Source organism: Curtobacterium guangdongense (assembly GCF_049341845.1).
GTDB lineage: Bacteria > Actinomycetota > Actinomycetes > Actinomycetales > Microbacteriaceae > Curtobacterium > Curtobacterium guangdongense.
In genome coordinates this window covers 144,803-170,848 of the sequence record NZ_JBMPIT010000007.1, presented here as the reverse complement: position 1 = coordinate 170,848, position 26,046 = coordinate 144,803, and the positions used below count along the sequence as shown (strand labels likewise).

Sequence of the window (26,046 nt, the reverse complement as noted above, 5' to 3'; positions counted from 1 at the left end):
TTAACATATCTCCGTTCGCCGTTCGCTGCAACGACCGGATGTCACCGGTGCTCGAGCACCTGCAGCAACGACGAGGCCGAGCGACGCCCGTCGGCGACGACCCCACGAAGCGAGCGGACGAAGGGGGCACCCGGCGAGACGGTGACGGGCCGCTCCCACGCGACCGCGGTGCCGATGCCGGGGTAGTCGGTCGCCCGGACGAACCACGGGTCACGCGACGAGGACGTCAGCAGGACCGTCGCCGCGCCCGTCGAGCCCGGGGTCCCGGCGAAGTCCGCCGCCCACCTGAGCCACGGCGCCCGGGTGCCGAGCACGGCGTCCTCCCCTTCGGCGTCGGCCGTGGAGACCTCGATGCCCGAGCACGGCGGGAAGCGCCAGAACCACCCGCCGTACCCGGCGCGTGGTCGACCGTTCGACCCGGGGCTGCCGAGCGTCACCGTCCGGTCGCGCACGGGTTCGAGCGACGTGGACAGGTCGAGCACCCAGCAGTCGGCAGCGACCGGTCGGGCCCGCATCGTGCGGACCTCGCGGAGCTGGTCCAGGCCGTCGCGATCGACCCACGTCAGGGACGCCGTGATCGAGTCGCCGTCCCCCTCGAGGTCGTCCAGCCGCTGCCGACCGTGGTCGTCCTGGTCGACGTACCCGTGTCCGTGCACGTACGTCCCGCCGCCCCAGGTGTTCGTGTCGTCGACGTCGGCGACGGTGAACCCCAGCCCGAGGTGCCAGTCGTGGTCGGCCGGCCGGCGGGCGGTGAGCTCGACGCCACCGAGGGTCCGGACGGGGTGCAGGAACGGGCGGGGGGACGAGGACGGCGTGGTCCCGGCCCCGTCCTGCAGCACGAGCAGTGGACCTGCACCGGCAGTGGCCACCACGGCGTCCCGCGCGGCCGACGCCCACGGGGCGCCGGCATCGACGAAGGTCCCGTCGAGGTCCGCGGCCGCCCGGACCCAGCGCTCGACGTCCTGAACGACCGGGTGCGCGTCGTCGCCGGCGCCGACGACCTCGACGAAGCGGGGCTCGATCCGTGTGGGTTCGGGTGCGGTGCGCATCGCCTCGACGACCCGCATGAACGCACCGGTCGAGTCGAGGGGCACCAGCAGCGGGACGCCGTCGGCGCGGTGGGCCAGGAGGTTCTCGAGCAGGTCGGTCCTCGTGCCCGGGGTGACCGCGCCGTCCGGCCCGACGACCTCGTCCGTCGTGTACCGGAACGAGACGGTACCGCGGTCGCCGACGACCTCGACGACCGGTGCCGCGTCCGCATCGCCCGAGGCAGCCAGGGTCAGGGCCGCGGACACGGTCGGTCGGCCGGCGTCGAGCGAAGCTGGCACGATCCGGAGCGCCGTCGTGTCGTCCGCGTCGATCGCGTTCGCCCGGTACGCATCGACGTCGACACGCTCCACGTCCTCGACGCGCTGGACCCCGGCGATCCGGAGCGCCGTCGCCACCGCGTGCGCGAGCGGGTTCGTGACGACCCCGTCCACGACGTCGACGCCGTCGAGCGAGCGCCTGCCGGCCCACGGCGAGCGCTTCCAGTACGCCGCGCGACGCACCCAGGTCCCCATCGCCCGCACGTGCCGGACCGGACCGATGTCGAACCGGTCGGCGTCGAGGTCGTCGAGCACGTGCGATCCGAGGCTCTGGAACCCCACCTGCACGACCCGACCGGTCTCGCGCTGCACGGCGAGCAGGGCCTCGAAGTCGGCCATCCGGGCGAAGGGCGGCTTCTCGAGCAGGACGTCGGCACCCGCGCGGAGCGCCTCGGCAGCGACGGCCGCGTGCACGGGGATGGGCACCGCGGCGATCACGACGTCCGGCACGCCGACACCCGCGAAGGCGTCGCCGAGTGATGGGAAGAGCGGAGCGCCGACGGCATCGACATCGACCACGAGGGGGTCGACCAGCCCGATCACCCGGACCGCGCCAGCCGCCTGCAACCGCCGCAGGTTCGCCAGGTGCACCGCACCGAAGCCGCGCACCCCGACGAGCACGACCGATGCCCCGGTCATCGGTCGGAGCGCCGCACGGGGACGCACGCGTCGAACGCCGCGACCACCCGTTCGGCGACGACGTCTGCCGGTGTGTCCCAGACGTCCTGGTTGAACACCTCGACCTCGACGTCCCCGGTGTACCCGGCCGCGTCGACGGCCGCGGAGACCGGACCGAAGTCGATGTGCCCGTCGCCCATCACACCGCGGGACAGCAGCGGATCCGCGGCGATCGGCGTGACCCAGTCGCTCACCTGGTAGGACGCGATCCGGCGCTCCCTCCCGGCTCGCGCGACCGATTCCGACAGCGCAGGGTCCCACCAGACGTGGAAGGTGTCCACCACGACCCCGACGACGGCCGGTTCGAACGGCGCGGCGAGGTCGAGGGCCTGCGCGAGCGTCGACACGACGGCCCGGTCGGCGGCGTACATCGGGTGGAGCGGCTCGATCGCGAGCTGCACCCCCGCTGCGGCTGCCGCTGGTGCGAGTTCGGCGAGCGCGTCGGCGACCCGACCCCGCGCCCCGACCAGGTCGGTCGACCCGGACGGGAGGCCCCCGGCGACGAGCACGAGCACCGCCCGCGATCCCGGCGCTCCCGCAGCCGCCAGTGCCGCCGTCTCCTCGATCGCCCGTCGGTTGTCGTCGATGGCAGCCCGGCGGACCGCACTCTCGACCGGCGTGAAGAAGCCGCCGCGGCAGTGCGACGACACCCGGAGCCCGGAGTCGGCGAGCATCCGCGCGGCCTCGTCGAGTCCGACCTCCTGCACCGGCTCGCGCCACGTCCCGATCGCACCGATGCCGGCGGACCGCGTGGCGGCGATCGCCTCGGCGAGCGACGCGGACTTCACCGTCGCCTGGTTGAGCGACAGGCGCGGGTGCGCCGCTGCGCGCCCAGCCACACGCGCCCCCACGTGCCCAGCCACACGCGCCCCCGCGCGCCCTGCCACGGCGCTCACGCGACCACCTCGCTCCTGGCCTCGACGCGCGGACCGGCACCGGGCCTCCCGGCCGTCCCGACCGGCACCCCTGCCGACGCGAGCAGGCCGTGCCAGCGCGATGCGGCGAGGTCCGGGTCCTCGAGCGCGCCGCAGGCGTTCGCGAGCCGGACGGTCTCGGACAGCTGCGGCAGACTGCGCGCCGCGTGCATGCCGCCGACCATCGTGAAGGCGGGCTGGTGCCCGTTCAGCCAGGACAGGAAGGCGATCCCGGTCTTGTAGTGCCAGGTCGGCGCGGCGAAGACCTGCCGGGCGAGCGCCTCCGTCGGACCGAGCACGCTGCGGAACCCGTCCGCGTCGCCGCGGTCGAGCGCCTGCACCGCCGACGACGCGATCGGCGCGATCGCGGCGAACGCCCCGAGCAGCGCGTCGGAGTGCCGACCGGCCTGCTCGGACATCAGGTCCACGTAGTGGAAGTCGTCCCCCGTGAACATCCTGGCGGTCCCCGGGAGCCGCGACCGGAGCGCGATCTCGGCGTCCGCGTCGAGCAGGCTCATCTTGATGCCGGCGACCCGTTCACCGGCATCCGCGATGATCCGGAGGACGGTGTTCGTGGCGTCCGGTACTGACCTGGACCCGAAGTACCCCTCGAGCACCGGGTCGAAGGCCGCCCCGAGCCAGTGCAGCACCACCGGCTGCGTCGCCTCGGCGATCACCCGCTCGTACACGTGTCGGTAGTCGTCGGCCGTCCGGGCCGCGCGCGCCAGGTGCCGACTCGCCATCAGGACGGCGACCGCATCGTGCTCCTCGGCGTGCCGGAGCTGCGCGACGTACGCCTCGACAATCTCGTCGAGGGTGGCGCCGTCTGATGCGATGTCGTCCGTGTTCACGCCGACCGCGATGCGTCCGCCGACGGAACGGGCCTCGGCGGCGCTGCGCCGGACGAGTTCGCGCATCGCGACCGGGTCGAGGCCCGCGTTGCGCTGCGCGGTGTCCATCGCGTCCGCCACGCCGAGCCCCCACGACCACAGGTGGTGCCGGAACGCGAGGGTCGCGTCCCAGTCGACGTCCGCGGCGGCACCGGGGGTGTTGTCGCCCGCGACGCGCGGGACGACGTGGGCCGCCGCGTAGACGACCCGGCTGGTGAGCGGTCCACTGGGCTTGGTCCATGTCGGGAGGTCCCGGAGCGGGACGCCGGCCGTGGTGCCGTCCGGCGCGAGGAGCGTCAGGAGCGTCATGCGGTCACCCGTGTGTCGTCGGCCTGGAGGCTCGGTGCGGCTCCGTCGTCGAGCCGCAAGTCCGGCAGATCGATCCGTCGCCCCTCGCGGTTCGACCGCAGACCGGCTTCCGCCAGCGCCACTCCCCGCGCACCGGAGAGCAGGTCGTAGGGGTGCGGCGCGTCCTCGACGACGTGACGCACGAACTGCTCCCACTGGACCTTGAAGCCGTTCTCGAAGACCTCGTTGTCGGGGACCTCCTGCCAGCCGGCGCGGTAGTCGTTCTCGTCGCGGATGTCGGGGTTCCAGACCGGCTTCGGTGTCGTGCTCCGGTGCTGGACCCGGCAGCCGAAGAGCCCCGCGACGGCACTGCCCTCGGTGCCGTCGACCTGGAACTCGACGAGCTCGTCGCGGTCGACGCGCACCGCCCAGCTCGAGTTGATCTGCGCCGTGATCCCGCCGGCCAGGTCGAAGATGCCGTACGCCGCGTCGTCCGCGGTGGCCCGGTACCGGCTGCCGTGCTCGTCCACGCGCTCCGGGATGTGGGTGACGGCGCGGGCGGAGACGGACTCGACCCGGCCGAACAGGTCCTCCAGGACGTAGTTCCAGTGCGGGAACATGTCGACGACGATGCCGCCGCCGTCCTCGGCGCGGTAGTTCCAGCTCGGGCGCTGCGCGGCCTGCCAGTCGCCCTCGAAGACCCAGTAGCCGAACTCCCCGCGGACACTGAGGACCCGTCCGAGGGCGCCGGACGCCAGCACCCGGCGGAGCTTCCGGAGCCCCGGGAGGAACAGCTTGTCGTGCACGACGCCGTTCTTGACCCCGGCGTCGCGGGCCGCGCGGGCGAGGTCGAGCGCGTCGTCGAGGGTCTCGGCCGTGGGCTTCTCGGTGTAGATCGCCTTGCCGGCGGCGATCGCGCGGCGGAGGGCGGGGACGCGGGCACTCGTCACGAGGAAGTCGGCGTAGACGTCCCACCGGGGGTCCGACAGCGCGGCGTCGAGGTCCGTCGTCCAGTGCTCGATGCCGTGTCGGTGCGCGATCTCGGCGAGCTTCGGTTCGGAGCGCCCGACGAGCAGCGGCTCCACCTGGACCCGGGAGCCGTCGGACAGCAGCACGCCGCCCTGCTCCCGGATGGCGAGGATCGACCGGACGAGGTGCTGCCGGTACCCCATCCGGCCGGAGACGCCGTTCATGATGATGCCGAGTGGTGGTCGTGACACGGGGTCCTCCGGTGATCGTCGGTGATCTCGCACGTCTGGCGTGCGGAAAGCGCTTACCGAACGCTACACGGATGCCCGCGCCGAGGGAACCCCCGTCGTCAGCCGAGGCTGGTGCTCGCCCGGAGGACGACCTCGCCGGCGGCCACCGCCGGCACGTCCTCGCCGAGGGCCGCCCGGACGGCGAGCTCCCCGATCGTCTCGAGCGGCAGGTGCACGGTCGACAGCGCGGGGACCACGTCCGCCAGCGTGCCGACGTCGTCGAAGCCCGCGACCGCGATGTCCCGCCCCGGTTCCAGCCCGTGGTCGCGGATCGCGGCGAGCGCCCCGACGGCACTGACGTCGTTGACCGCGAAGACGCACCCGGGACGGACCCCGGCCTCGAGCAGCTGCGTCATCGCGGCATGGCCACCGTCGCGCGTGAACACCCCGGCGACCACCCGGTCGTCCGCCAGACGGATCCCCCGTCCCGCGAGCCCGTCGACGAAGCCCGCAGCCCGTGCCCTGGCGGTGACGACGTCCGGCTCCCCGGAGAGGACCGCGAAGTCCCGGTGCCCCTCGTCGACGAGTGCCTCGGCCAGCGCAGCCGCTCCCGCACGGTTCCCGATCACGAGCGGGGTGGCGGCGATCGACGACGCGTGGTCGTCGTCGTCCGAGACCAGCGCGACGACCGATGCCCCACCCCCGCGCAGGAGCTCCACCCCCGCTCCTGCCGGGCTGCTCGTCCTGCGGCTGACGGCGAGGACGACCGCGCGCGGCCGGAGTCCCGCGACGCTCCGCAACACCGACGCCTCGCGCTCCGCGTCCCCCGCGGTGGAGGTGATCACGAGCACGAGCCCGGCTCGGTCGGCCGCCCGCATCGCCCCCGCGGCGATCTGCGCGAAGTACGGGTCCGTGATCTCACCGACGACGAGCGACACCACCGTCGTGGCCCCACGCGCGACGGCCTGCGCCTGCACGTTGGGCATGTACCGGAGCTCCCGCGCCGCCGCCTCCACCCGCTCGACGTACTCGGGACGGACGCGGCGGGTGCTGCCGTTGAGCGCTCGGGACGCCGTCGCGAGCGAGACGCCGGCCGCGCGGGCGACGTCTTCCAGGGTCGCACTGCTGCGCTCGACCACCTCGACCCTCCGTCCCGGCCGCGCGTTCGCGGGCACGGTCACAGCATGCCAGGCGGTGCCGTCCACACCCGCCCCGGCAGGCCGTCGGCACACTTGCGGAAAGCGCTTGCCAAGCTCCGTTACAACGATTACGGTGGCGCCCAGTCATCGACACCACCATCAAAGGAGATGGGAATCGTGCAACGAAGCAACTCCACGACGGCGGGCTCCTGGTGAGTGCGCTCGGCGAACTCCGTGCACTCCGCGCACGAGACGCCCAGGGGAAACGCATCCCTGCTTCCCGGCGGGACGACAAGGCAGCGGCCGTCTTCCTCGCCCCGTGGCTGATCGGCATGGTCGGGATCACCCTCGGCCCGATCCTCGCCTCGCTCTACCTGTCCTTCACCAACTACAACCTCCTGCAGAACCCGACGTTCACCGGCCTGACGAACATCCAGCGGATGGTCGAGGACACCAACCTCGGCAGTTCGCTCGTGGTGACGCTCGTCTACACGGTGGTCTCCGTGCCGCTGCAGCTCGCGGCCGCGCTCCTCGTCGCCGTGCTGCTCGACCGCGGGATGCGGGGGCTGTCGTTCTACCGCTCGGTCCTCTACCTGCCGTCACTGCTCGGCGGCAGTGTCGCGATCGCGGTGCTCTGGCGCCTGGTGTTCGGCGGCGACGGCCTGCTCAACGCGCTCCTGGCGGTCTTCGGCATCCAGGGGCAGTCCTGGATCGGTTCCCCGAACACGGCCCTCGGGACGCTGATCATCCTGCACGTCTGGACCTTCGGGGCGCCGATGGTGATCTTCCTCGCCGGGCTCCGCCAGATCCCCCGGCAGTACTACGAGGCGGCCTCCACCGACGGGGCGACCCGCTGGCGGCAGTTCCGGTCGATCACGCTGCCGCTGCTCAGCCCGATCGTGTTCTTCAACCTGGTGCTCGGGATCATCGGGGACTTCCAGTCGTTCACACAGGCCTACGTGATCTCGAACGGCACGGGAGGGCCGACGAACTCGACCCTCTTCATCACGCTCTACCTCTACCAGAAGGCGTTCGGCAGCCTGCAGATGGGATACGCCTCCGCGATCGCGTGGCTCCTGCTGCTCATCGTCGGCGCCGCCACCGCGCTCAACTTCTGGGCCTCGAAGTACTGGGTCTTCTACGATGACTGATCACTCGACCGCACTGCGCCCCGCACCGACGACGCCCCCGGCGGATGACCGGCCCGACCCCCGGCCGGACGCCGTCAGGGTCGCGAAGGCCCGCGGCTCACGCGCTGGCAGCATCGCCAAGCACACCGTCCTCATCCTGCTGAGCCTCGTGATGCTCTACCCGGTGCTCTGGATGGTGGTGAGTTCGCTCCGCCCCGACGGGCACATCTTCGACAACCCGAGCCTGGTGCTCGACACCTTCGACACCGACAACTACACGACGGGTTGGAGCGCCCTGCAACGGCCGTTCGGCGTGTACCTGGCGAACTCGGCGATCATCGTGATCGGCGCCATCATCGGCAACCTCGTGAGCTGCTCCCTCGCCGCCTACGCGTTCGCCCGGCTGAGCTTCCGGTACAAGCGGCTCGCGTTCGGCGCGATGCTCGTGACGATGATGCTGCCCATCCAGGTGCTGATCATCCCGCAGTACGTCATCTACTCGCAGCTCGGGTGGATCAACACGTTCCTGCCGCTCATCGTCCCGAAGTTCCTCGCCACGGACGGCTTCTTCGTCTTCCTGATGGTCCAGTTCATCCGCGGGATCCCGCGGGAGCTCGACGAAGCCGCGCGCATCGACGGAGCAGGGCACGCCCGGATCTTCTTCCAGGTGATCCTGCCGCTCATGAAGCCCGCGCTGGCGACGGCGGCGATCTTCACCTTCATCTGGACGTGGAACGACTTCTTCAGCCAGCTCGTGTTCGTCACCGCGCCGGACAAGTACACGGCGTCCGTCGCCCTCCGCCAGTTCATCGACCCGACCGGGCAGTCCGACTTCGGCGCCCTCTTCGCGATGAGCGTCGTGACCCTCGTCCCCGTGTTCCTCGCGTTCCTCTTCGGTCAGCGGTTCCTCCTCAGGGGCATCGCGACGACCGGCGGCAAGTGAACGGCCCCCGACCCGAACGACCCACCCTCATCACACAGCAAGGAAGCCCATGCACCTGAGATCACGCGTCATCGGCGCCGTCGCGATCGCCACCGCCTCCGTCCTCGCCGTCGGCGGCTGCGCCGTCGGCAACGCCAACGGCGGCAACGCCGAGCTGAGCAAGGACCCCGTCACCATCTCCCTGAACTGGTGGGGCGCAGGGGCCCGCGTCACCGCCACCGAAGCAGCGGTGAAGGCCTTCGAGAAGGAGCACCCCAACATCACCGTGAAGACCCAGTCCACCGACTGGGGCAGCTACTGGGACAAGCTCGCCACCACCGTCGCCGGCGGCAGCGCGCCGGACGTCATGCAGTTCGACCAGATCTACGTCGCCTCGTACGCCCAGCGCGGCGCGATCGCCGACCTCGGGCAGTACAGCAAGTACCTCGACACCTCGGACCTCACGAAGAACGTGCGCGACACCGGCCAGTACGACGGCAAGCTCTACGCCGTCCCGATCGGGCTGAACTCGATCGGCGTCGCCGTGAACCGGACCGTCCTCGACGAGTACGGCATCGACATGCCATCGTCGAAGGGGTGGACGTGGGACGAGATGAACACGGTCGCGAAGGAGGTCACCGAGAAGTCCGGCGGCAAGGTCAAGGGCCTCGACCCGTTCGGCGGTGACACCCCGTCGCTGACGCTCTGGGCGCGGCAGCACGGCGGCGCGGTGTTCGACGACGAGGGCAAGGTCGTCCTGAAGCCGTCCATGCTCGCCGACTACTGGCAGTACGCACTCGACCAGATCGACGCGGGCGTCACCCCGAGCCCGTCGCAGCTCGCCGAGGGCACGAACGCCGCACTCGACCAGTCCGACATCGCCACCGGCAAGGTCGCGATGACGTTCATCCCGTCGAACCTCAGCGCGTACCAGGCCGCAGCGCCGTCACAGAAGCTCGACATGCTCCCGATGCCCGCCGCCGCCGACGCGAAGAAGGGCTGGCAGTACCTCAAGTCCTCGATGTACTGGTCGATCTCGAGCAAGTCGAAGCACCCGGCGGAAGCGGCTGAGCTCATCGACTTCCTGACGACCAGCCCGAAGGTCGGCAAGATCTTCGGCGCCGAGCGCGGCATGCCCGCGAACCCCGCGTTCCAGAAGCAGATCACCCCGGACCTCAGCGGCTCGGACAAGATCGTCATGGACTACGTGAAGCAGGTCACCGCAGAGTCCGGTCCGCCCGCACCGATCACGCCGGTCGGCGCGCAGGACGCGGACACGCTGCTGGCCCAGATCTGGCAGAACGTCCAGTTCGGCAAGACCACGCCGAAGGCGGGGGCCGAGCAGTACGTGACGCAGCTCAAGAAGGCGATTCAGGACGCGCAGTAGCCGCGACCACGGACGGACGGGAGGCACGGTGCCAGCTGGCACCGTGCCTCCCGTCCCTCACACTTCCGCTGTGGCGTCACCACCGCCCACTGCGCGTTTGCCGCTCAATCGATGCTCGGCCAGTCAGTGGTCATGTACGCCTCGACTGCGCGGTGCTGGAAGCTGTACTTCGACCCACGTTTGATGATCCGCCGGATGGTGTCGAGCCGTTGCGCCGTCGGCCCCGCGTCAGTCGCCTTCGCGAAACCTGCCTCAGCGGCGATGATGCTGAACCGCCGTCGTTCCGCAGGCAGGTCCGCCATCGCCCGGAGGAAGTCCCGCTCGCGCTGCGGGAGCCGCGAGACGATGCGCTCGATGTGTGCTCCTGCCTCACTCTCGGCCCCTCGCCAACCGGCGCGGACTTGTTCCAGAGTGATCGTCTCGCCGGACCCCGCATACCACGACTTCTCGCCGGCGAGTTGGAAGAGGAACGGCTCTCCTCGACACAGGTCGACGACAGCGTCGGCCGCGTTCTGTTCCATCCGGACCCTTGCAGTTCCGCCTTCTCCGTCCGGAACCTCCCAGCCGTCGACGACGAACTGGCGAAGGGCTGCGTTCAAGTCCTCATCGTCGATTCCCGTGAGGATGGTCGTCTGGAACCGTCGAGCGAACGTCGCGCCCTTGTGTGCCCCTGCTCTGTCCTCGAAATCGGGGAGACCAGTCAGGTACACAGCGAGCGGCAGTGTTCGCCTCGCGACAAGACCGCCGGGCAGCTCGACGTCGTCTTCGTGACCGATCGCGTCGCCAAGTGCGATGAGCAGCTGCGACAGCACGTTCTCATTGGTGATGTTCTGGACTTCGTCGATGTGGATCAACGCAACGCAGTTCTGCTTGCGCGCAGCGCGGCCGACCTCGACGAGGATGTCTCCGAGCACGCGGTACGGTTCGGGACCTTCCTGGTCGCGAAGCGTCAGCGCGAACCCAGACGCCTCGACGGACTCCACTCGTGCGATCAGCTCTCGGATCCGCTTTTCACGCCGCGTCGCGAGGCCGGCTTGATTGGCGAGGTCGAGGACAGCCGCAGCCACCAGCTTGAGCGGGTCGGCGCCGGATGGAATACGCAACTGCGGAGTCACCCAGTCGCCGCGCACTCGAGCGTCATCCGCGATGCGTCGTACCAGGGAGGACTTCCCCAGGCCCGGCTCTCCGAGGATCGTGCGTCCCCGTTCTGGCAGCCCCGCCATGCGGCGAGGTCGAAGCACGTCCCGCCAGTCGTTCAGCTGCTGCGTGCGGCCCGCCCACACCTCAGGGACGATGTCCGAGCCGGGACTGAAGGGATTGTCGAGAGCGTCACGCACGCGATAAGTTTATCACCGGGCGGACCGATGATAAATTTATCAACAGCCCTCTGCCTCGAGATGGTATCCGGGAATGGAACCCGCGTCCCCGGGTTTGACCCCTCCATGACATCGTCAGCCCAGCGCCGTGGGTGGCTCAGCGTCCTCTCGGTCGCACTCGGTTCCTTCGTGCTCGTCCTCTCCGAGTTCCTGCCCATCGGGCTCCTCCCCGCGATCGCCGCCGACCTCGACGTCCCGGTCGGGACCGCCGGCCTGATGGTCGTCGCCACCGGACTCGTCGGTGCCGTCGCCGCTCCCGTCGTGACCGTCGCCACCTCGCGCCTCGACCGCCGTGTGGTGCTCGTCGCCCTGACGGTCCTGCTGGTGGTCGCCGACGGTCTGGCAGCCGTCGCCCCGTCGTTCGCGGTCCTCCTCGCGGCACGCATGCTGCTCGGGGTCGGGATCGGCGGCTTCTGGGCGATCGGTGCCGGGATCGCCGGGAGGCTCGTCCCGGCTCCGTCGGTCATCCGCGCGACCTCCTTCATCACTGCTGGCGTCTCGGTCGCTACCGTCGTCAGCCTGCCGCTCGGCGCGTTCGTCTCCGCGCTCGGCAGCTGGCGCCTCGGGTTCGTGATCGGCGGGGCGCTCGGGCTGGTCGCGCTGGTGCTCCAGCTGGCGATGCTGCCGAGCATCCCGTCGGTGCAGCGGGTGCGGTTCGCCACGCTCAGCGCACTGCTCCGTGTCCCGAGGGCCCGCGTCGGCCTCATCGGTGCCGCGTTCGTCTTCGCGGCGCAGTTCGCGGCGTACACCTACGTCGCGCCGTACCTGCAGGACCTCGTCGGCGTCGGGCCGGAGACGATCACCCTCGCGCTCCTGGTGTTCGGCGTGGCCGGCATCGTCGGCAACTTCGTGGCGGGGGTCACGCTGAGCCGGAACGTGCTCGGCACGATCGGCGCGTCCAAGATCGTGCTGGCCGCGGCGGTGATCGCACTGCCGTTGCTCGCGCACTCGGTCGTCGGGGTGTTCGCGCTGCTCGTCGTCTGGGGCCTCGTGTGGGGTGCGCTCCCCCTCGGGATGCAGACCTGGATGTCCACCGCCTCACCGGGTGGTTCGGAGACCGGTCTCGCACTCTTCGTCACCACGATCCAGCTCGCGATCGCCGCGGGGTCGGTCCTCGGCGGCGTCGCCGTGACGTCCTTCGGGATCGCGGCGGACTTCTGGTTCGCCGGCGGGATCGCCGTGGTCGGTGCCGTCGTGCTGGTCGGCCTCGGGCTGCGTCGTGGGAACGCGGTGCCGGTGGCGTCCACCGACGACGTCGTCCCAGCGTCGACCAGTTCCGTGACGACGGTGTGCCCGACCGGGGCCTAGTCGCTCAGCGCCGCGCCGCCGTCGGCCGCCTGCCGCCCGACGCCCGACGCCCGCCGCCCGCCGCCCGACCCATGATCGAGTGCGCAGAAGCGGCGGGCAGAACACACCCGAGACCGCACCGTCTGCGCACTCGTTGAGCGCGGAGCGAGCGGGGCGGTCTGACCGCCGGGCGACCCCGTCCGGTGGTCGGACCGTCAGCCCGGCCAGCGCTCCGATGTCCACGTGCCGCCCGCGTCCCGCTCGAACGCGAGCCGGTTGCTCGGCGCGTCCGTCGCCCCACGCCAGAACAGCATCCGCACCGGTGTGATCGCGTAGCCGACCCAGGTGTCGGGCGGATCGAGGACCGCGTCCCGGTGCTCCGCGATGAACGCCGCCCAGGTCGCGCGCCGCACGTCGTCCTCCGCAGCGGCGAGCGGGTGGTCGTTGACCCAGGCGAGCACCTGCAGGTAGTGGGTCCTCGCGGCGTAGGCGGCCCGAGCCTCCTGGTCGGTGACCGGCGCGACGTCCCCGGTGACGACGAGCTGCCGCGCGGTCTCCGGCAAGACGATCGTGGCGGTCGCCCTGGGGACCGCCGCGACCTCGGCGGCCTTCCGGCTCCTGGAGTCGGTGTGGAAGTGCAGGCGCTCCCCGTCGAACGCGGAGAGCAGCACGGTCCTGGCCGACGGGTAGCCGTCGAGGCCGATCGTCGAGAGCGTCATCGTCACCGACGCACCCGCGCCGGGGAGCCATGACGCGGCGAGCGCCAGGGGGCCGGTCGGCGCCGCAGCAGCGGAACCGGAACCGTCCGCGCTGACCTCGCCCGGCAGCACCGACGTCACCGGCGGACGGCGGGGTCGAACCGTGCGATCTCGTGGAGCGACGCGACCGCCTCGTCGAGCGAGACGTCCCACAGCGCCTTGCCGTACTCCACCGTCGCACGGCTCGCGTCCCCGATGACACCCGGTGTCCCGAAGTCGTTCGACAGCCACCCGAAGCTGACCGGGCCGCCGTTGAACCGGATGCGCTCGAACTCGGCGAGGTGGTCGGGCACCCACCGTTCGGCCTTCGACATGTCGACGAGGTCCGGACGCAGGTGCAGGATCATCGAGGTCTCCGCCGCGCCGCCGTGGATCCCGAGGCCGCGCTCGTCGGCGTCCTCGCCACCGGGCCCCTGGACGCGCGCCAGGGTCGGCATCAGGAACGTCTTCAGCCCGAACCGCTTCCGGATCTCGCGCAGGGCGACCTGCAGCAGCGCCACGTTCCCGCCGTGCCCGTTGGCGAACACCAGCGTGCCGGCACCGGTGAGGGCGACGGCGCGGCCGATCTGCACGACGGTGTCGAACATCGTCGCCTCGTCGAGCCACACGGTCCCCGGTGCCCAGCTGTGCTCGTCCGACTTCGTGAACGCCAGGGTCGGGAGCCGCCACACGTCGAGCCCCTCGGTCGCCGCGCGCTCGACGGCCGCCCCGCCGATGTGGTCCGCGAGCAGGAAGTCGGTCAGGAGCGGCAGGTGCGGCCCGTGGTGCTCGACGGCACCGGTCGGCTGGACGACGATCGTGTCGGGCGTGAACCGTGCCGCGACCTCGGGGCCGGACAGCTCGGCGAGGTTCCTCGTCCCGCTCACTTGCCGAACCCCGGGATGCTCGGCTGCGCCGACGCCGTGGATCCGCCGGACTCGACCAGCGCGGGGTCGATCACGTGCCCGGGGTTCAGCAGTCCGGCGGGGTCGGTGCGCTGCTTGAGCGCGACGAGTTCCTCGACGCCGTGGTCGACGTAGTACTGGTGGGGGCTGTGCACGCGGACACCGAGGTCCCGGAGTGCCGGGTACCCGGCGTACACGTCCTCGGCACCGGTGTACGGCGCGGTCAGCATGCCGATCGGCCCGATGTGCGCCGCCTCGATGTGCAGCATGGCGCCCGGGTACACCGCCTCGACCTCGGCGATGCGGTCGATCAGCGCCTCGCCGCCGACCTCGACGTGGAACCAGACGGTGTCCGGCGAGTTCCGCTTGAGCCACCAGATCGGGTGGTTGTAGGACAGCATCGAGACCTTGGTCGTCTGCTGGAGGCCATCGCGGACGTCCTCGACGGTGCCACCCGCTGCCTCGATGAGGTCCCGCGACTCCTCGAGCACGACCGCGTCGATGATCCCGCGCAGGCTCGCCCGGTCGACGGCGATGGCGGGGTCTTTCGGCAGCTTCGCCGCGATCTCGGCCCGGTCGGCGCTCACCAGTCTCGGTGCCGGGGTCGTCCCACGGAGCGTTCGGACCGCGGTGAGTGCCTGCTCGAACGTCGGGAAGGTGGCGTACACGGCACGCCAGTCCTGCAGGGGCTCGAGCCGCACGGTGGCGCGCGCGATGATCCCGGCGGTGCCGTAGGTGTGCACGAACGTCTGCGCCTCGGCACCTTCGACGTGCAGCAGTCCGTCCTCGCCGGGGAGCGCGATGTCGAGCGCGGTGACGAAGCCCTCCCAGTTCGATCCGTGCGAGATCGATCCGGTGCCGCCGGAGCCGCCGGACAGGAAGCCGCCGATCGTCGACTGCGCGGTGGACGGGTACATCCAGAGCTGCTGCCCGGCGGCCGCGGCGGCCTGTTCGAGCGAGACCATCGAGGCGCCGGCCTCTGCGGTGACGTACCCGTCGCCGACCTCGACGACGGTGCGCGCCCGCGAGGTGTCGAGCACCACACCGCCGTGCAGGGGGATGCCCTGGCCGTAGTTGCCGGTTCCCTTGCCCCGCGTGGTGACGGGGACGCCGTGCCGCGCCGCGAGCTGCAGGACGGCGGCGATCTCGTCGGCGCTCGTGGGGTACGCGACCAGGTCGGCGAGGCCGAGGGGGAGCTGTTCGGTGAGGATCGGGCTCATCGTCGCCTCGTCCACGGACGCGCGTTCGCGCGTCCGCTGGTCGGTGCTGACGCCGCGGTCGCCGAGCAGGTCGACGAGCGCGACCCGCAGGGTGTCGAGGGATTCCTGGGTGGCGGGCATTGGGTGCTCCTGTGGGGTGGTCGGACGGGAGGCTCGGTGACGGTCCGGCACCGAACCTCCAGAACGGTGGGTGGGGCCGACTGCCGCGATGGCGGCCGGCCCCGTGGCCGGCTAGAAGCCGAAGCCGATCTTGTCGTCGAGGAACTTGTTCGTGTAGAGGTCGTCGGCCGTGAGGTCGGCCTTCACGTGCCCTCCGGATGCGTCGAAGATCGGCTTCGCCTTCGCGATGAAGTCCGTCATCCGGTCGGCGTCCATGTCGCCGACGTAGGCGTTGTCGCCGTCGGTCGCGACCTTCAGCTTCTTCATCTGCTTGACGGCGAACGCGCCGACCTGGGCGTCGTAGGTCCAGCCGTTGTTGTACTGCTGGACGAGCTGGTCGATCAGGTCGTTCGTCGGCGTCGGGTCCTTGAAGTAGTCGACGTCGGCCTGCTGCATCACCGGCACGAGCTTCTCGAGGCACGGGCTCAGCTTCTGCAGGTCACCGCTGCGGACCGACATCGTCTCCGGGTACGGGTTCCACCCGGTGCTGGAGATGAGCGAGTAGTCCACCTTCTTGCCCCAGGCGGCGACCTCGTTCTGGTAGATGTACGGCTCGGCGGTGGCGAAGCCCTGCTGGGCGTCCTTGCCGCCGGCCGAGACGAACTTCGACGGGGTGCCGTCGTAGCTGCCGTCGAGGACGCTCTTCGGCAGGTTGCCGGACTGCTCGAGGTAGGTCATGTACGCGGCACCGCTGAAGTAGCGCACGACGCCGTCGTTCTTCTCGAGCGCCTTGCCGAGCGACTTGATCGAGTCGACGTCCTTGTACTTCGACGGGTCCCACATGAGCACCATCGGCGACTGGTCGTTCTCGGCGAACACCGCTGTGGTCGGCAGGTTGTCGGAGAACTGCACGGCCTCGTCGGTGGAGACGTAGCCGAGGGTGATGTCCTTGTCCTGGTACATCTGCGAACTGACGGTCGAGTAGCCGATCGCCGGGCCGCCTGCACGGACCTCGAGCTTCACGCCGGTCGACTTGCCGTTGGCGTACAGGTCGCCGGTGACGGACTTGCCGCTCGCGTCGATCTTCGGGTTCGGTCCGAGCATCTGGTACACGTGGCCGTGGTCGGCCTCGGGGTTCCAGTCGGTCTGGACGACGACCGTCGCCGGGCAGACGTCCGACAGGTCGACGGCCGGGCCGCTCGCCGTGGACGCGGTCGACGTGCTGTCGCCGGTCGCGGCGCCGGATCCGCTCGCACAGCCGGTGAGGGCGATCGCGGTGACGCCGAGGGCGGCGGTCGCGATGCCGAGGCGGGTCTTGATGCGCATGGGTGCTCCGTTCGTGGTGCTGTTCACGTGGTGCGTCGGGGTGGTGGGAGGAATGGTGCGGGGGGCTCAGCCGAAGTCGTGCCAGCGCCCGACGGCGAGGCGACCGATCAGGCCGAAGAGCAGGAAGACGGCGACGCCGTAGAGCGAGGCGATGATGATGGTCGCGTAGAGCTCCGGGCCCATCAGGCGTGAGGCGGTGACCTGGATGAGGACGCCGAGCCCGGGGTTGCCGCGCTGGAAGAACTGGTCGCCGACGATCGCGCCGATGACCGACAGCCCCGCCGAGGTCCGCAGACCGACGAAGATCGACGGCAGCGCGGCGGGGACCTGGAGCTTCACGAGCTGCGCGCCGCGGCCGGCCCGCTGCAGCTGGAAGAGCTCGCGTTGCGCCCGGTCGGCGGACTGCAGTCCGAAGAGCGTGTTGGAGACCATCGGGAACAGGGCGATCATCACCGTGACGATGACCCGGCTGGTGAACTCGTAGCCGAACAGGGCGCCGATGAGCGGCACCAGCGCCAGGATCGGCACGCACTGCAGGACGACGGCGTACGGGTAGAGCGAGTTCTCGAGCCACTTCGCCTGCGCCATCAGCATCGCCCAGACGACGCCGATCACGATCGCGAACGCGAGCCCGGTCAGCGACACGACCGACGTCCGGCCGAGTGCCTTCCACAGGTCGCTGTCGAACGTCGTGGGCGCACCGTTCACGCCGGTGTCCCAGACGATCGCCTTGAGCACGAGGTGCGGGTACGGCACCAGGAACGCGAGGTTCCTGACGTGGTCGTAGTAGGCGGCGGCCGCGTACCAGATGCCGATCAGGACGGCGAAGACGACGACCGGCTGCCACCACGTGACGGCGCGACGCGGTCGGGAGCGGCGGGTGGCGAGTCTCGCCGCCCTAGCCTCGGTGGCCTGCTGCAGGGTCGCCATCAGCGGTGCCCCTCTCGGAGTGCGTGGGAGACCTCGCCGACCAGTTCGGCGAACTCGGGGGTGAACCGGATGTCGGGGTCGCGCGGCATCGGGAACGGGACGTCGAAGCGGCCGACGATGCTGCCGGGGCGACCGGACATCACGATGACCTTGGTGGACAGGTACACGGCCTCGGACACCGAGTGCGTGATGAACAGCCCGGCGAAGCGCTGCGCGACGAAGAGCCGCAGGAGCTCGTCGTTGAGGCGCTCGCGGGTGATCTCGTCGAGGGCGCCGAACGGCTCGTCGAACAGGAACAGCTGCGGGTCGAGGGTGAGCGACCTGGCGAGCGAGACGCGCATGCGCATGCCGCCGGAGAGCTGCTTCGGCAGGTTCGACTCGAAGCCGTTGAGTCCGACGAGGTCGATCGCCCGTCGTGCCTTCTCGGCCCGGTCGGCCTTCGGTGCGTGCTGCAGCTCGGCGAGCAGCTCGACGTTGCCCTGCACCGAACGCCACGGCAGCAGCGTGGCGTCCTGGAAGACGTACCCGATCCGGTCCGCGGTGACCTGGGCGGTCCCGTCCGAGGCGGTCTCGAGTCCGGAGGCGATGCGGAGCAGGGTCGACTTGCCGCAGCCGGAGGGGCCGACGACGGAGACGAACTCGCCGCGGTCCACGGTGAGGTCGACTCCCTGCAGGGCGACGGTGCCGTTCGGGAACGTCATCTCGACGTTGCCGAAGTCGAGCAGCGTGTCCGTCGACGTGACGGGCGCTGGTGCGGTGGTGGTCACGTGTACCTCATTTCGGTGGGGTGGGGCGGGCGGGTCGTGCCGGGGAGCCCGGTCAGGGAACGAGTTCGGGGGCGACGGGCGCTCCGGGTTCGGGCGCTCCGGGTTCGGGCGCTCCGGGTTCAGGCACTGCGAGCGCGGGTGCGGCGACGCTGCGGCTGACCTCGGTGACGGCGACGAGTCGGCCGTGCGCGATGACCACCCGGTCGGCGGGGGCGTTCGCCACGGCGTCGACGACGCTCGTCGCGTCCACCGCGATGAGGTCCGCTCGTGCTCCTGGCGCGACCCCGGCGACGGGCAGGCCCATCACGCTGCGAGCCCCGTCGCTGACGAGCGAGTACGCCTCGTCCGGGGTCAGGTGTCCGGCGCTGACCAGGAGCGACGCGGTCTCGAACGCGTCGGAACGGCCGACGGGGTTGAACGGGTCGCGGACGTTGTCGGCGCCGGCTGCGACGCGGACACCGGCGTCGAGCAGGGCGCGCAGGGCGGTGAGTCCGCGGGGCGTCGACACCGGGTGCTGCCAGCCCTGCAGGTACAGGTTCGTGATCGGGAGGGAGATCACCCCGATGTCGGCGGCGAGCACGTCCGCGACGACCTCGGCGAGACGGCCGGGTTCGAGCGTGCCGAGCCGGACGCAGTGTCCAGCGGAGTACTGGCGGTCGCGGGGCCAGTCGCGCACGATCTGCGCGTACCGGTCGAGCGTGACCGGGCCGTCCAGGCTCTCGTCGGCGTGCAGGTCGACGCCGAGGCCCCGCCGCTCGGCGATGACGAGGAGCCGGACGAGGTCGGCCTCCGGGTCGTCGGCGAGGTGCGGGGCGCCACCGACCAGGTCGACGCCGAGGTCGAGGACCGCCTCGACGTGCTCGTCCGGCGCGTGGTGCCCGGCGAGCGCGACGAGCTCCAGGTCGACGAGCCCGGCGAGCTCGCGGCGGACCTGCACGAGCGCCCGCGCTCCACGGGTCGCCGCCTGCACGTCGGCGGTCCCGCGGGCGCTCAGCACGTCGACGTGGGTCCGGATGGAGGTCGTCCCGGCAGCGAGCATCGCGAGGGCCTGTGTCCGTGCCCGATCCGCGATGTCGGCCACGGTCATGTCGTCGGCGTGGTCGACCCATGCCTCGATCGCGGACCCGAGGTCGCCGAGCGGCGGCTGGATGCGGTCGAAGCTCAGGGCCTTGTCGAGGTGTGCGTGCGGTTCGGCGGGGGCGGTGAGCAGGAGCCGGCCCTGCAGGTCGAACGTCGCCGCTGCGTCGGCGGTGAGGGAGCCGGCCGCAGCGACCTCGACGACGGTCTCGCCGTCGATCCGGACGTCGACGGTGCGCCCGTCCGGCAGTGTCGCTCCGCGCAGCAGGGCCAGCGCGTTCGGCAGGGATGACCGCATCGGAACGCCCTCTCGATCGTGTGTCAGAATGTTGATCGCATCAACATTGGTGATGCTATGAGGACCACGTTTCCCACGTATTTCGCGGCGGTTGCCATGTGTGACGGTCGCGTCCCGGTGAAACCCCGCCCGTGACCGACCGACGGAGGAACAGTGCCCACCGACCTCATCGAGCCCGGCTCGACGAACACCCGCGTCGTCGACGAGCAGGCACTCCGCACCGGCGAGCACATCCGCGCGCTGCGCCGGTCGCACGGCCAGACCCTCGTCCAGCTCGCCGAACGCACCGGGCTGTCGCACCCGTTCCTCAGCCAGCTCGAACGCGGGCACTCCCGCGCCAGCATGGTCTCGCTCGAGAAGATCGCGATCGCGTTGGGCACGAGCCAGGTCGAGCTGCTCGCGGCCGGGGACGCGCAGCACCGCGAACCCGACGACCGCTCCCCCGACGTCCTGCGTGCCGCCGACGGTGCCCGCGGTCCGTTCTCGAAGGGCGAGGCGCGCCTGCTCGTGCACGGTGGCCGGCACGCGTTCGAACCGCTCGAGTTCACGGGCATGAACACCGACCCCGGCGAGTACTACGAGCACCGCGAGGACGAGTTCCTCTACGTGATGTCCGGCTCGCTGCTCCTCGACCTCGGGGGCGCCGGCGTGCAGCACCTGGAACCGGGCGACTCCGCCTACTACCGCGGCGGCACACCGCACCGGTGGTGCAGCCCGGACGGCGACCGGTTCCAGCTCGTCGTGGTCAAGCAGAGCCCGTTCGGCGGGGAGGGCGGCGCATGAGCGCTCGGTTCCCCCTCCGGATCGCCGCCCGTCGGGTCGTCGCGGCGGACGTCGTCGCGATCGACCTCGCCGCCGTCGGCACCGAGCCGCTCCCCACCTGGCAGCCGGGCGCACACCTCGACGTCGAGGTCGCACCCGGTGTCGAGCGGCAGTACTCGCTCGTCACCACCACGGACGACGGGCACTGGCGGGTGGCCGTCCTCCGCGAGCACGGCGGCCGCGGTGGCTCGGTGGCCGTCCACGACACGCTCGAGGTCGGGAGCACCGTGACGGTCGGCGGCCCGCGCAACCACTTCGCCTTCGATCCCGACCGACCCGCGGTGTTCGTCGCCGGCGGCATCGGCATCACCCCGATCGCCGCGATGATCGCCGAGGCCGAGCTCCGTGGGACCCCGTGGGAGCTGCACTACGCGGGTCGCCGGCGGGACGCGATGGCCTTCGCCGAGGACCTCGTGGCCGATCACCCGGGCCGGGTGTCGCTCGCCGTGGCCGACGAGGGCACACGACTCGACGTCGAGGCACTGCTCGCGGTGCCACGTGACGCGGTCGTGTACTGCTGCGGCCCGAAGCGCCTGATGGACGCGGTCGAGGCGGCGGCGGCGCACTGGCCGGACGGCAGCGTCCGGGTCGAACGGTTCGAGGCCTCCGACGCCGCCACGCTCCCCGGCACGGAGTTCGAGGCCGAGCTGGCCGTGTCCGGGATGACCCTGACCGTGCCGGCGGACCGCACGCTGCTCGAGGTCGCCGAGGACGCCGGGGTGTTCGTCCTGTCGTCCTGCCGCGAGGGCACGTGCGGCACCTGCGAGACGCCGGTGCTCGAGGGCTCGGTCGACCACCGCGACGCCGTGCTGAGCGCCGCGGAACAGGCCGGCGACCACACCATGATGATCTGCGTGTCCCGCGCGGCACGGGGCTGCCCGCGCCTGGTCCTCGACCTCTAGCCCGAAACCGCCCCGAAACGCGCCGCTGCTAGAACCGGTCCATGCTCACCGTCTCCGGCGCACGCCGCGTCCTCGTCGACCCCAGGACCGAGCGGGACGGGGACGTCCTCGTCGACGACGGCTCGCCGGACCACGCGACCCTCGACGCCTCCGGCTGCGTCGTCACCCCCGGCCTCGTCAACGCCCACCACCACCTGCTGCAGACGGCCTTCCGCACCCTCCCGGGCACGCGTGGCGTGCCCATGTCGGCGTGGCTGCCGACGATGGCCGATGCGTACGGCCGGGTCGCCCACGATCCCGAGCTCTACGGACTCGCCGCGACCGTCGGAGCCGCGGAGGGCCTCCTGTCCGGGGTCACCACGATCGCCGACCACCACCTGAACTGGCCGGCCGCTGCGTCCGCCGACGACACGGTCGCCCTGGCGGCCGCGACGGCCGGGGCGGTCCGTGCGCTCGGAGGCCGCCTGGCGTTCGTCCGTGGTTCCGCGCGGGACGACCCGGACCGCGCGGCGGCGTCGGCCGAGGCGATCGTGACCGGACTGCTCCACCCGGACGCCGTCGGCGGTGTCGACCCCGACGGTCTGCTCCAGGTCGCGGTCGGACCGGCGGGCGTGCACTCCGACGGCGAGGCGACGTTCCGAGCGCTCGGCGACGTGGCCGCACGACACGGGCTCCGCCGCCGGACGCAGGCGAACGAGCAGGTCGACACCGCCATCGCGCTCGAGCGGTACGGCCGACGGCCGGTCGACCTGCTCGAGGACTGGGGCTGGCTCGCGCCGGACGTGACGATCGCGCACCTGTGCGACGTGACCGACGACGAGATCGCCCGGCTCGCCGCCGCCGGCGTGACCGCGACGCACGCGCCGGGGTGCGACGTGCCGATGGGGTGGGGCGTCGCTCCGGTCGCACGGCTCACGGACGCCGGGATCACCGTCGGCCTCGGGACGAGCGGCGGCGGCAGCAACGACGCCGGGCACCTGCTCGCGGACGCCCGGCTCGCGATGCAGGTGTCGGCGCTGGTCGGACCGCAGCTCCCGGCCCGGCAGGTGCTCGGGATGGCGACGGAGGGCTCCGCCGTCGGCCTCGGCCGGCCGGAGCTCGGGCACCTCGGTGCCGGTTCCGCCGGGGACCTGTGCGTGTGGGACGTGTCCGGGGTCGCCGATGCCGGTGTCGACGACCCCGTGGCCGGCCTGCTGTGGGCGTCGCCGGGGCGCCGGCCCCGGCACGTCGTCGTCGGTGGGCGCGTGGTGGTCAGGGACTGGAGGCTCGTGGCGGCCGACGAGGGCGAGCTCGCGGCCCGGCTGCGGGACCGGTTGGCACGGACGCCGGTCACGTCGTGACGGACGGGCAGCTCGTCGGCGCTGGGCGCTTCGACACGGTGGCGGCGACCGAGACGGTGACCGCGGCGCGCGTCCGCTGAGCGAGCGCCGCCAGAGCATCCTCGAAGACGGACGGGAGGCTCGTGGCGGGGTCGCCACGAGCCTCCCGTCAACCGTTGGTCACCGGGACGCGCGCCGGACGCGGACCGCGGCCGCCTCGAACGGCTCGAGGGTCGTCCGTGCGACTCCCCCGGTGACCGTGGTCGGTGCGCCCGTGGCGTCGCCCAGGTAGGTCGACCGGACGGCGCCGTCGACGTCCACGCCGAAGGCGAGCTCGACGTCGACCGGCTCGTCCGCGAAGGACTGGAGCCGGACGATCGACGTCTGCTCGTCGTCGCCGGCGACCACCGAGACGAGCCGGACGCGGGGATCGCTGATCGTGAGGAGCTCCGCCGACGCCCGGTCAGCAGTGCCGACACCGGACGCCGGGACGGCGGCGAGCGGCCGGACCAGGTCGGCCGTGGTCTGCACTGCCACCGCTCTCATGTGCGGGCCCGCACCGCGCCTCCCGTCCGACGGTGGAGACGGACCGGGCGCGGCATCGCGACTCGTCCTCAGACGGGACGGCGCTCGGTCTGCCGTGTCGCCGACCGGGACGACAGGAGGAGCCCGACGGCGATGACGAGCAGTCCGATGCCACTCCCGAGCACGGAGAGGTGGATCGACATCGACGCGACGTCGATGCCGGATCTCGCCGTGAGGAGCAGGCGATCGGCGAGGATCGCCGTGCCGTTCGTGACCAGGGCCGAGATCGCGATGAGGCCGAGGCCGACGAAGACCGCGGCGGGGACGACGCGCCTCGCGCGGTGCACCGCGAGCAGGGTGCACGCGACAGCCACCGCTGTGCCACCGACGACACCGATCCCCGGGACGACCAGTCGGAGGAACGGCTCGGAGAAGGCGTCGGGTACCCGGACCCGCAGGGCCGTCGTCTGGACCACCCCCGCGACCGCGGCCACCAGGAGCAGCACCTGCGCGGCGGGGACCGCCCGCAACGGACGTTCGTCCGACGCACCGAAGCCCAGGATGAGCAGGCCGGCGAGTGTCAGGGGGCCGGCGAACAGCGACGCCGTGGACGCGACCTCGTGACTGACGTCGATCAGGAGCGTGGCGCAGGTGCACAGGCCGGCTGCGGTGAACACCATCGCTCCGACCGAGACGGCATCGACGCCCCGGAGCCGGGTCGACCGACCGTCGCTCACGATGCCTCGCGTGCCGGCCAGCGGAACCGCTGGACGACTCCGTAGACCGACTGCGAGCGCGTCACGAGGACGAACAGGCCGTACCCGACGACGCCGCCCAGGATGTTGGTCATCCAGTCGTTGACGTCGGCGATGTGTCCACCGAACGCGAGCTGCGCGGTGGCCATCTGCGTGAGTTCGATCGCGAGACTCGCGCCGGCGACGATCGCGGTCACCCGCCACCAGCTCGGCCGCGCGAGGAGCAGGGGGATGAGTACACCGAGCGGGACGAAGACCACGATGTTGACGAGCGCGTCCTCGAGCCCGTAGTCCACGAACGGGACGAGCCAGAGCGGCAGTGGGCGCGGCCCGGAGTCCGGCCAGGTCCCGACGTGGATGAAGATCGGGAAGACCGTGTTCGCGATCACGCCCCCGGCGTAGAGCGCGAGGACGGCGGCGACGCTCGCCCGGGGAACCGTGACGCGGCCACGGGCGTGGAGGGTCCAGAGCAGGACGAGGAAGATCACGATCTCGAGCGGGATCACGATCGGGAGCATGGGGACTTCGATGGACCTCATCCGCGGGCTCCGCTCGATCGACTCACGCCGCGCTGCGTCTCCGCGGCTTGTTGCTCGGTCACCATCGTCGAACCTCCGGGACCGAGTCTGTCATCCCGTGGGCGTGCTACGAGACCGCGCCCGAGCGCGCACCCGACCAGAGGTCGACGTCGAGGACGCCCACCGAGTGCTCGTCGATCGCGGCGAGTTCCTCGTCCGTGAAGGACAGGTCGTCGAGCGCGGCCACGTTCTGCTCCAGCTGCTCCACCCGCGAAGCGCCGATCACGAGCGACGTCACGCGTTCGTCCCGCAGTGCCCAGGCGAGCGCCAGCTGCGCCAGGCTCTGCCCCCGGCGCTCCGCGATGCCGTGCAACGCCCGCAGGTGGTCGACGACCTCCGGCGTCAGCGACCCGGCGTCGAGCGACTTGCCCGCCGCCGCCCGCGAGTCCTCCGGGACGCCGTCGAGGTACCGCCCGGTCAGGAGTCCCTGGGCCAGCGCCGTGAACCCGATCACCCCGAAGCCCAGGTCGTCGGCTGCATCGAGGAGTCCCTCGTCCTCGATCCAGCGGTTGAGCATCGAGTAGGACGGCTGGTGGATCAGCAGCGGGGTCCCGAGGTCGCGCAGGATCGCCGCGGCCTGCCGGGAACGCTCGGCGTCGTACGACGAGATCCCGACGTACAGCGCCTTGCCCTGTTGGACGGCGGTGTGCAGCGCCCCCATGGTCTCCTCGAGCGGGGTCGAGGCGTCGAGCCGGTGCGAGTAGAAGACGTCGACGTAGTCCAGGCCCATCCGCTGGAGCGACTGGTCGAGCGACGCGAGGACGTACTTCCGCGAGCCACCACCCTGCCCGTACGGTCCGGGCCACATGTCCCAGCCCGCCTTCGTCGAGATGACCATCTCGTCGCGGTACGGCCGGAAGTCCTCTCGCATGAGCCGGCCGAAGTTGACCTCGGCGGCGCCGTAGGGCGGCCCGTAGTTGTTCGCCAGGTCGTGGTGGGTGATGCCGAGGTCGAAGGCGCGTCGGCTGATCGCCCGCTGCGTCTCGAACGGCCGGTCGTCGCCGAAGTTGTGCCAGTACCCGAGCGAGAGCAGCGGCAGGTCGAGACCGGAGCGGCCGGTCCGGCGGTAGCGCATGCTGTCGTAGCGGGTCTCTGCTGCGGTGTAGTCCATGGGTCGAGGATGGCACCGTGTCATCTGAGACCCCGAACTGGGGTGGAGATCGCGCCGTAACGAGGCGAGTCGCGCTCATATGATCGGCCTGCTCCCTG

Annotated in this window: 24 protein-coding genes; 7 read left to right on the top strand and 17 right to left on the bottom strand. The window is 71.4% G+C overall.

The window, feature by feature from the left end; all coding sequences use genetic code 11:
• Window positions 1–41: 41 nt before the first annotated feature.
• The 5 genes from ACO0E1_RS12915 to ACO0E1_RS12895 form a co-directional block, all read right to left on the bottom strand.
• Window positions 42–2,006: a DUF6807 family protein gene (locus ACO0E1_RS12915; RefSeq protein WP_422874551.1), complete on the bottom strand. Its 1,965-nt coding sequence runs from the start codon at window positions 2,004–2,006 to the stop codon at window positions 42–44.
• Window positions 2,003–2,884 carry a sugar phosphate isomerase/epimerase family protein gene (locus tag ACO0E1_RS12910; RefSeq protein ID WP_422874550.1) on the bottom strand — a complete coding sequence of 294 codons (882 nt, stop codon included), beginning with the start codon at window positions 2,882–2,884 and terminating at the stop codon, window positions 2,003–2,005. The genes ACO0E1_RS12915 and ACO0E1_RS12910 overlap by 4 nt, the downstream gene beginning before the upstream one ends.
• 53 nt (window positions 2,885–2,937) lie before the next feature.
• The gene (locus ACO0E1_RS12905; RefSeq protein ID WP_422874549.1) at window positions 2,938–4,158 is read right to left on the bottom strand and encodes a DUF993 family protein; all 1,221 of its coding nucleotides are present in this window, start codon (window positions 4,156–4,158) and stop codon (window positions 2,938–2,940) included.
• Window positions 4,155–5,330 carry a Gfo/Idh/MocA family protein gene (locus ACO0E1_RS12900; RefSeq protein ID WP_422874710.1) on the bottom strand — a complete coding sequence of 392 codons (1,176 nt, stop codon included), beginning with the start codon at window positions 5,328–5,330 and terminating at the stop codon, window positions 4,155–4,157. The genes ACO0E1_RS12905 and ACO0E1_RS12900 overlap by 4 nt, the downstream gene beginning before the upstream one ends.
• 125 nt (window positions 5,331–5,455) lie before the next feature.
• A complete protein-coding gene (locus ACO0E1_RS12895; protein ID WP_422874548.1) occupies window positions 5,456–6,475 on the bottom strand; it encodes a LacI family DNA-binding transcriptional regulator in 1,020 nt (339 codons plus the stop codon).
• Window positions 6,476–6,687: 212 nt separating this feature from the next.
• On the opposite strand from ACO0E1_RS12895, the gene ACO0E1_RS12890 reads away from it, so the two are divergent.
• The 3 genes from ACO0E1_RS12890 to ACO0E1_RS12880 are packed head-to-tail and all read left to right on the top strand — an operon-like array spanning window position 6,688 to window position 9,914.
• Window positions 6,688–7,626 carry a carbohydrate ABC transporter permease gene (locus ACO0E1_RS12890; RefSeq protein ID WP_422874547.1) on the top strand — a complete coding sequence of 313 codons (939 nt, stop codon included), beginning with the start codon at window positions 6,688–6,690 and terminating at the stop codon, window positions 7,624–7,626.
• Entirely contained in the window at window positions 7,619–8,548 is a 930-nt protein-coding gene (locus tag ACO0E1_RS12885) for a carbohydrate ABC transporter permease (protein ID WP_422874546.1), read from the top strand. Before ACO0E1_RS12890 ends, ACO0E1_RS12885 begins: the two co-directional genes overlap by 8 nt.
• Window positions 8,549–8,597: 49 nt before the next feature.
• Window positions 8,598–9,914, top strand: a complete 1,317-nt coding sequence (locus tag ACO0E1_RS12880) for an ABC transporter substrate-binding protein (RefSeq protein WP_422874545.1) — start codon at window positions 8,598–8,600, stop codon at window positions 9,912–9,914.
• A 104-nt stretch (window positions 9,915–10,018) separates the two neighbouring features.
• Here ACO0E1_RS12880 and ACO0E1_RS12875 read toward each other — a convergent pair whose 3' ends face one another.
• Window positions 10,019–11,251, bottom strand: coding sequence for a P-loop NTPase family protein (locus ACO0E1_RS12875; RefSeq protein ID WP_422874544.1), 1,233 nt, complete (start codon window positions 11,249–11,251; stop codon window positions 10,019–10,021).
• Between the two features lie 105 nt (window positions 11,252–11,356).
• Between ACO0E1_RS12875 and ACO0E1_RS12870 the strand changes: the two genes are divergently transcribed.
• Complete coding sequence (locus ACO0E1_RS12870) at window positions 11,357–12,598, top strand: MFS transporter (protein WP_422874543.1); 1,242 nt, start codon at window positions 11,357–11,359, stop codon at window positions 12,596–12,598.
• Window positions 12,599–12,792: 194 nt separating this feature from the next.
• Here the strand turns inward: ACO0E1_RS12870 and ACO0E1_RS12865 are convergent, their stop codons facing one another.
• The 7 genes from ACO0E1_RS12865 to ACO0E1_RS12835 all read right to left on the bottom strand — a co-directional run bounded on the left by ACO0E1_RS12865 (window position 12,793) and on the right by ACO0E1_RS12835 (window position 19,936).
• A complete protein-coding gene (locus ACO0E1_RS12865) occupies window positions 12,793–13,416 on the bottom strand; it encodes a pyridoxine/pyridoxamine 5'-phosphate oxidase (RefSeq protein ID WP_422874542.1) in 624 nt (207 codons plus the stop codon).
• Window positions 13,413–14,201, bottom strand: coding sequence for a creatininase family protein (locus ACO0E1_RS12860; RefSeq protein WP_422874541.1), 789 nt, complete (start codon window positions 14,199–14,201; stop codon window positions 13,413–13,415). Before ACO0E1_RS12860 ends, ACO0E1_RS12865 begins: the two co-directional genes overlap by 4 nt.
• Window positions 14,198–15,559 carry an FAD-binding oxidoreductase gene (locus tag ACO0E1_RS12855; protein ID WP_422874540.1) on the bottom strand — a complete coding sequence of 454 codons (1,362 nt, stop codon included), beginning with the start codon at window positions 15,557–15,559 and terminating at the stop codon, window positions 14,198–14,200. Before ACO0E1_RS12855 ends, ACO0E1_RS12860 begins: the two co-directional genes overlap by 4 nt.
• Window positions 15,560–15,670: 111 nt before the next feature.
• Complete coding sequence (locus ACO0E1_RS12850; RefSeq protein ID WP_422874539.1) at window positions 15,671–16,864, bottom strand: ABC transporter substrate-binding protein; 1,194 nt, start codon at window positions 16,862–16,864, stop codon at window positions 15,671–15,673.
• Between the two features lie 66 nt (window positions 16,865–16,930).
• Window positions 16,931–17,794, bottom strand: coding sequence for an ABC transporter permease (locus ACO0E1_RS12845; protein WP_422874538.1), 864 nt, complete (start codon window positions 17,792–17,794; stop codon window positions 16,931–16,933).
• On the bottom strand, window positions 17,794–18,561 hold the full coding sequence (locus ACO0E1_RS12840) for an ABC transporter ATP-binding protein (protein WP_281266506.1): 768 nt from the start codon (window positions 18,559–18,561) through the stop codon (window positions 17,794–17,796). The genes ACO0E1_RS12845 and ACO0E1_RS12840 overlap by 1 nt, the downstream gene beginning before the upstream one ends.
• 52 nt (window positions 18,562–18,613) lie before the next feature.
• A complete protein-coding gene (locus ACO0E1_RS12835; RefSeq protein ID WP_422874537.1) occupies window positions 18,614–19,936 on the bottom strand; it encodes an amidohydrolase family protein in 1,323 nt (440 codons plus the stop codon).
• A gap of 153 nt (window positions 19,937–20,089) precedes the next feature.
• Here ACO0E1_RS12835 and ACO0E1_RS12830 point away from each other — a divergent pair, with 153 nt between their 5' ends.
• Genes ACO0E1_RS12830 through ACO0E1_RS12820 form a run of 3 tightly spaced genes read left to right on the top strand, consistent with a single transcriptional unit; the run spans window position 20,090 to window position 23,000 of the window.
• The gene (locus ACO0E1_RS12830; RefSeq protein ID WP_422874536.1) at window positions 20,090–20,719 is read left to right on the top strand and encodes a helix-turn-helix domain-containing protein; all 630 of its coding nucleotides are present in this window, start codon (window positions 20,090–20,092) and stop codon (window positions 20,717–20,719) included.
• Window positions 20,716–21,660, top strand: coding sequence for a PDR/VanB family oxidoreductase (locus tag ACO0E1_RS12825; RefSeq protein ID WP_422874535.1), 945 nt, complete (start codon window positions 20,716–20,718; stop codon window positions 21,658–21,660). The genes ACO0E1_RS12830 and ACO0E1_RS12825 overlap by 4 nt, the downstream gene beginning before the upstream one ends.
• Before the next feature lie 41 nt (window positions 21,661–21,701).
• Window positions 21,702–23,000, top strand: coding sequence for an amidohydrolase family protein (locus ACO0E1_RS12820; RefSeq protein ID WP_422874534.1), 1,299 nt, complete (start codon window positions 21,702–21,704; stop codon window positions 22,998–23,000).
• Window positions 23,001–23,159: 159 nt separating this feature from the next.
• On the opposite strand, the gene ACO0E1_RS12815 is transcribed toward ACO0E1_RS12820, so the two are convergent.
• The 4 genes from ACO0E1_RS12815 to mgrA form a co-directional block, all read right to left on the bottom strand.
• Window positions 23,160–23,516: a hypothetical protein gene (locus ACO0E1_RS12815; RefSeq protein WP_422874533.1), complete on the bottom strand. Its 357-nt coding sequence runs from the start codon at window positions 23,514–23,516 to the stop codon at window positions 23,160–23,162.
• 77 nt (window positions 23,517–23,593) lie between these two features.
• Window positions 23,594–24,241 (bottom strand): hypothetical protein, encoded by a 648-nt coding sequence (locus ACO0E1_RS12810; protein ID WP_422874532.1) that lies wholly within the window; start codon window positions 24,239–24,241, stop codon window positions 23,594–23,596.
• Complete coding sequence (locus ACO0E1_RS12805) at window positions 24,238–24,798, bottom strand: VanZ family protein (protein WP_422874531.1); 561 nt, start codon at window positions 24,796–24,798, stop codon at window positions 24,238–24,240. Before ACO0E1_RS12805 ends, ACO0E1_RS12810 begins: the two co-directional genes overlap by 4 nt.
• A 106-nt stretch (window positions 24,799–24,904) precedes the next feature.
• Window positions 24,905–25,948 (bottom strand): L-glyceraldehyde 3-phosphate reductase, encoded by a 1,044-nt coding sequence (mgrA, locus tag ACO0E1_RS12800; protein ID WP_422874530.1) that lies wholly within the window; start codon window positions 25,946–25,948, stop codon window positions 24,905–24,907.
• Window positions 25,949–26,046: the final 98 nt, after the last annotated feature.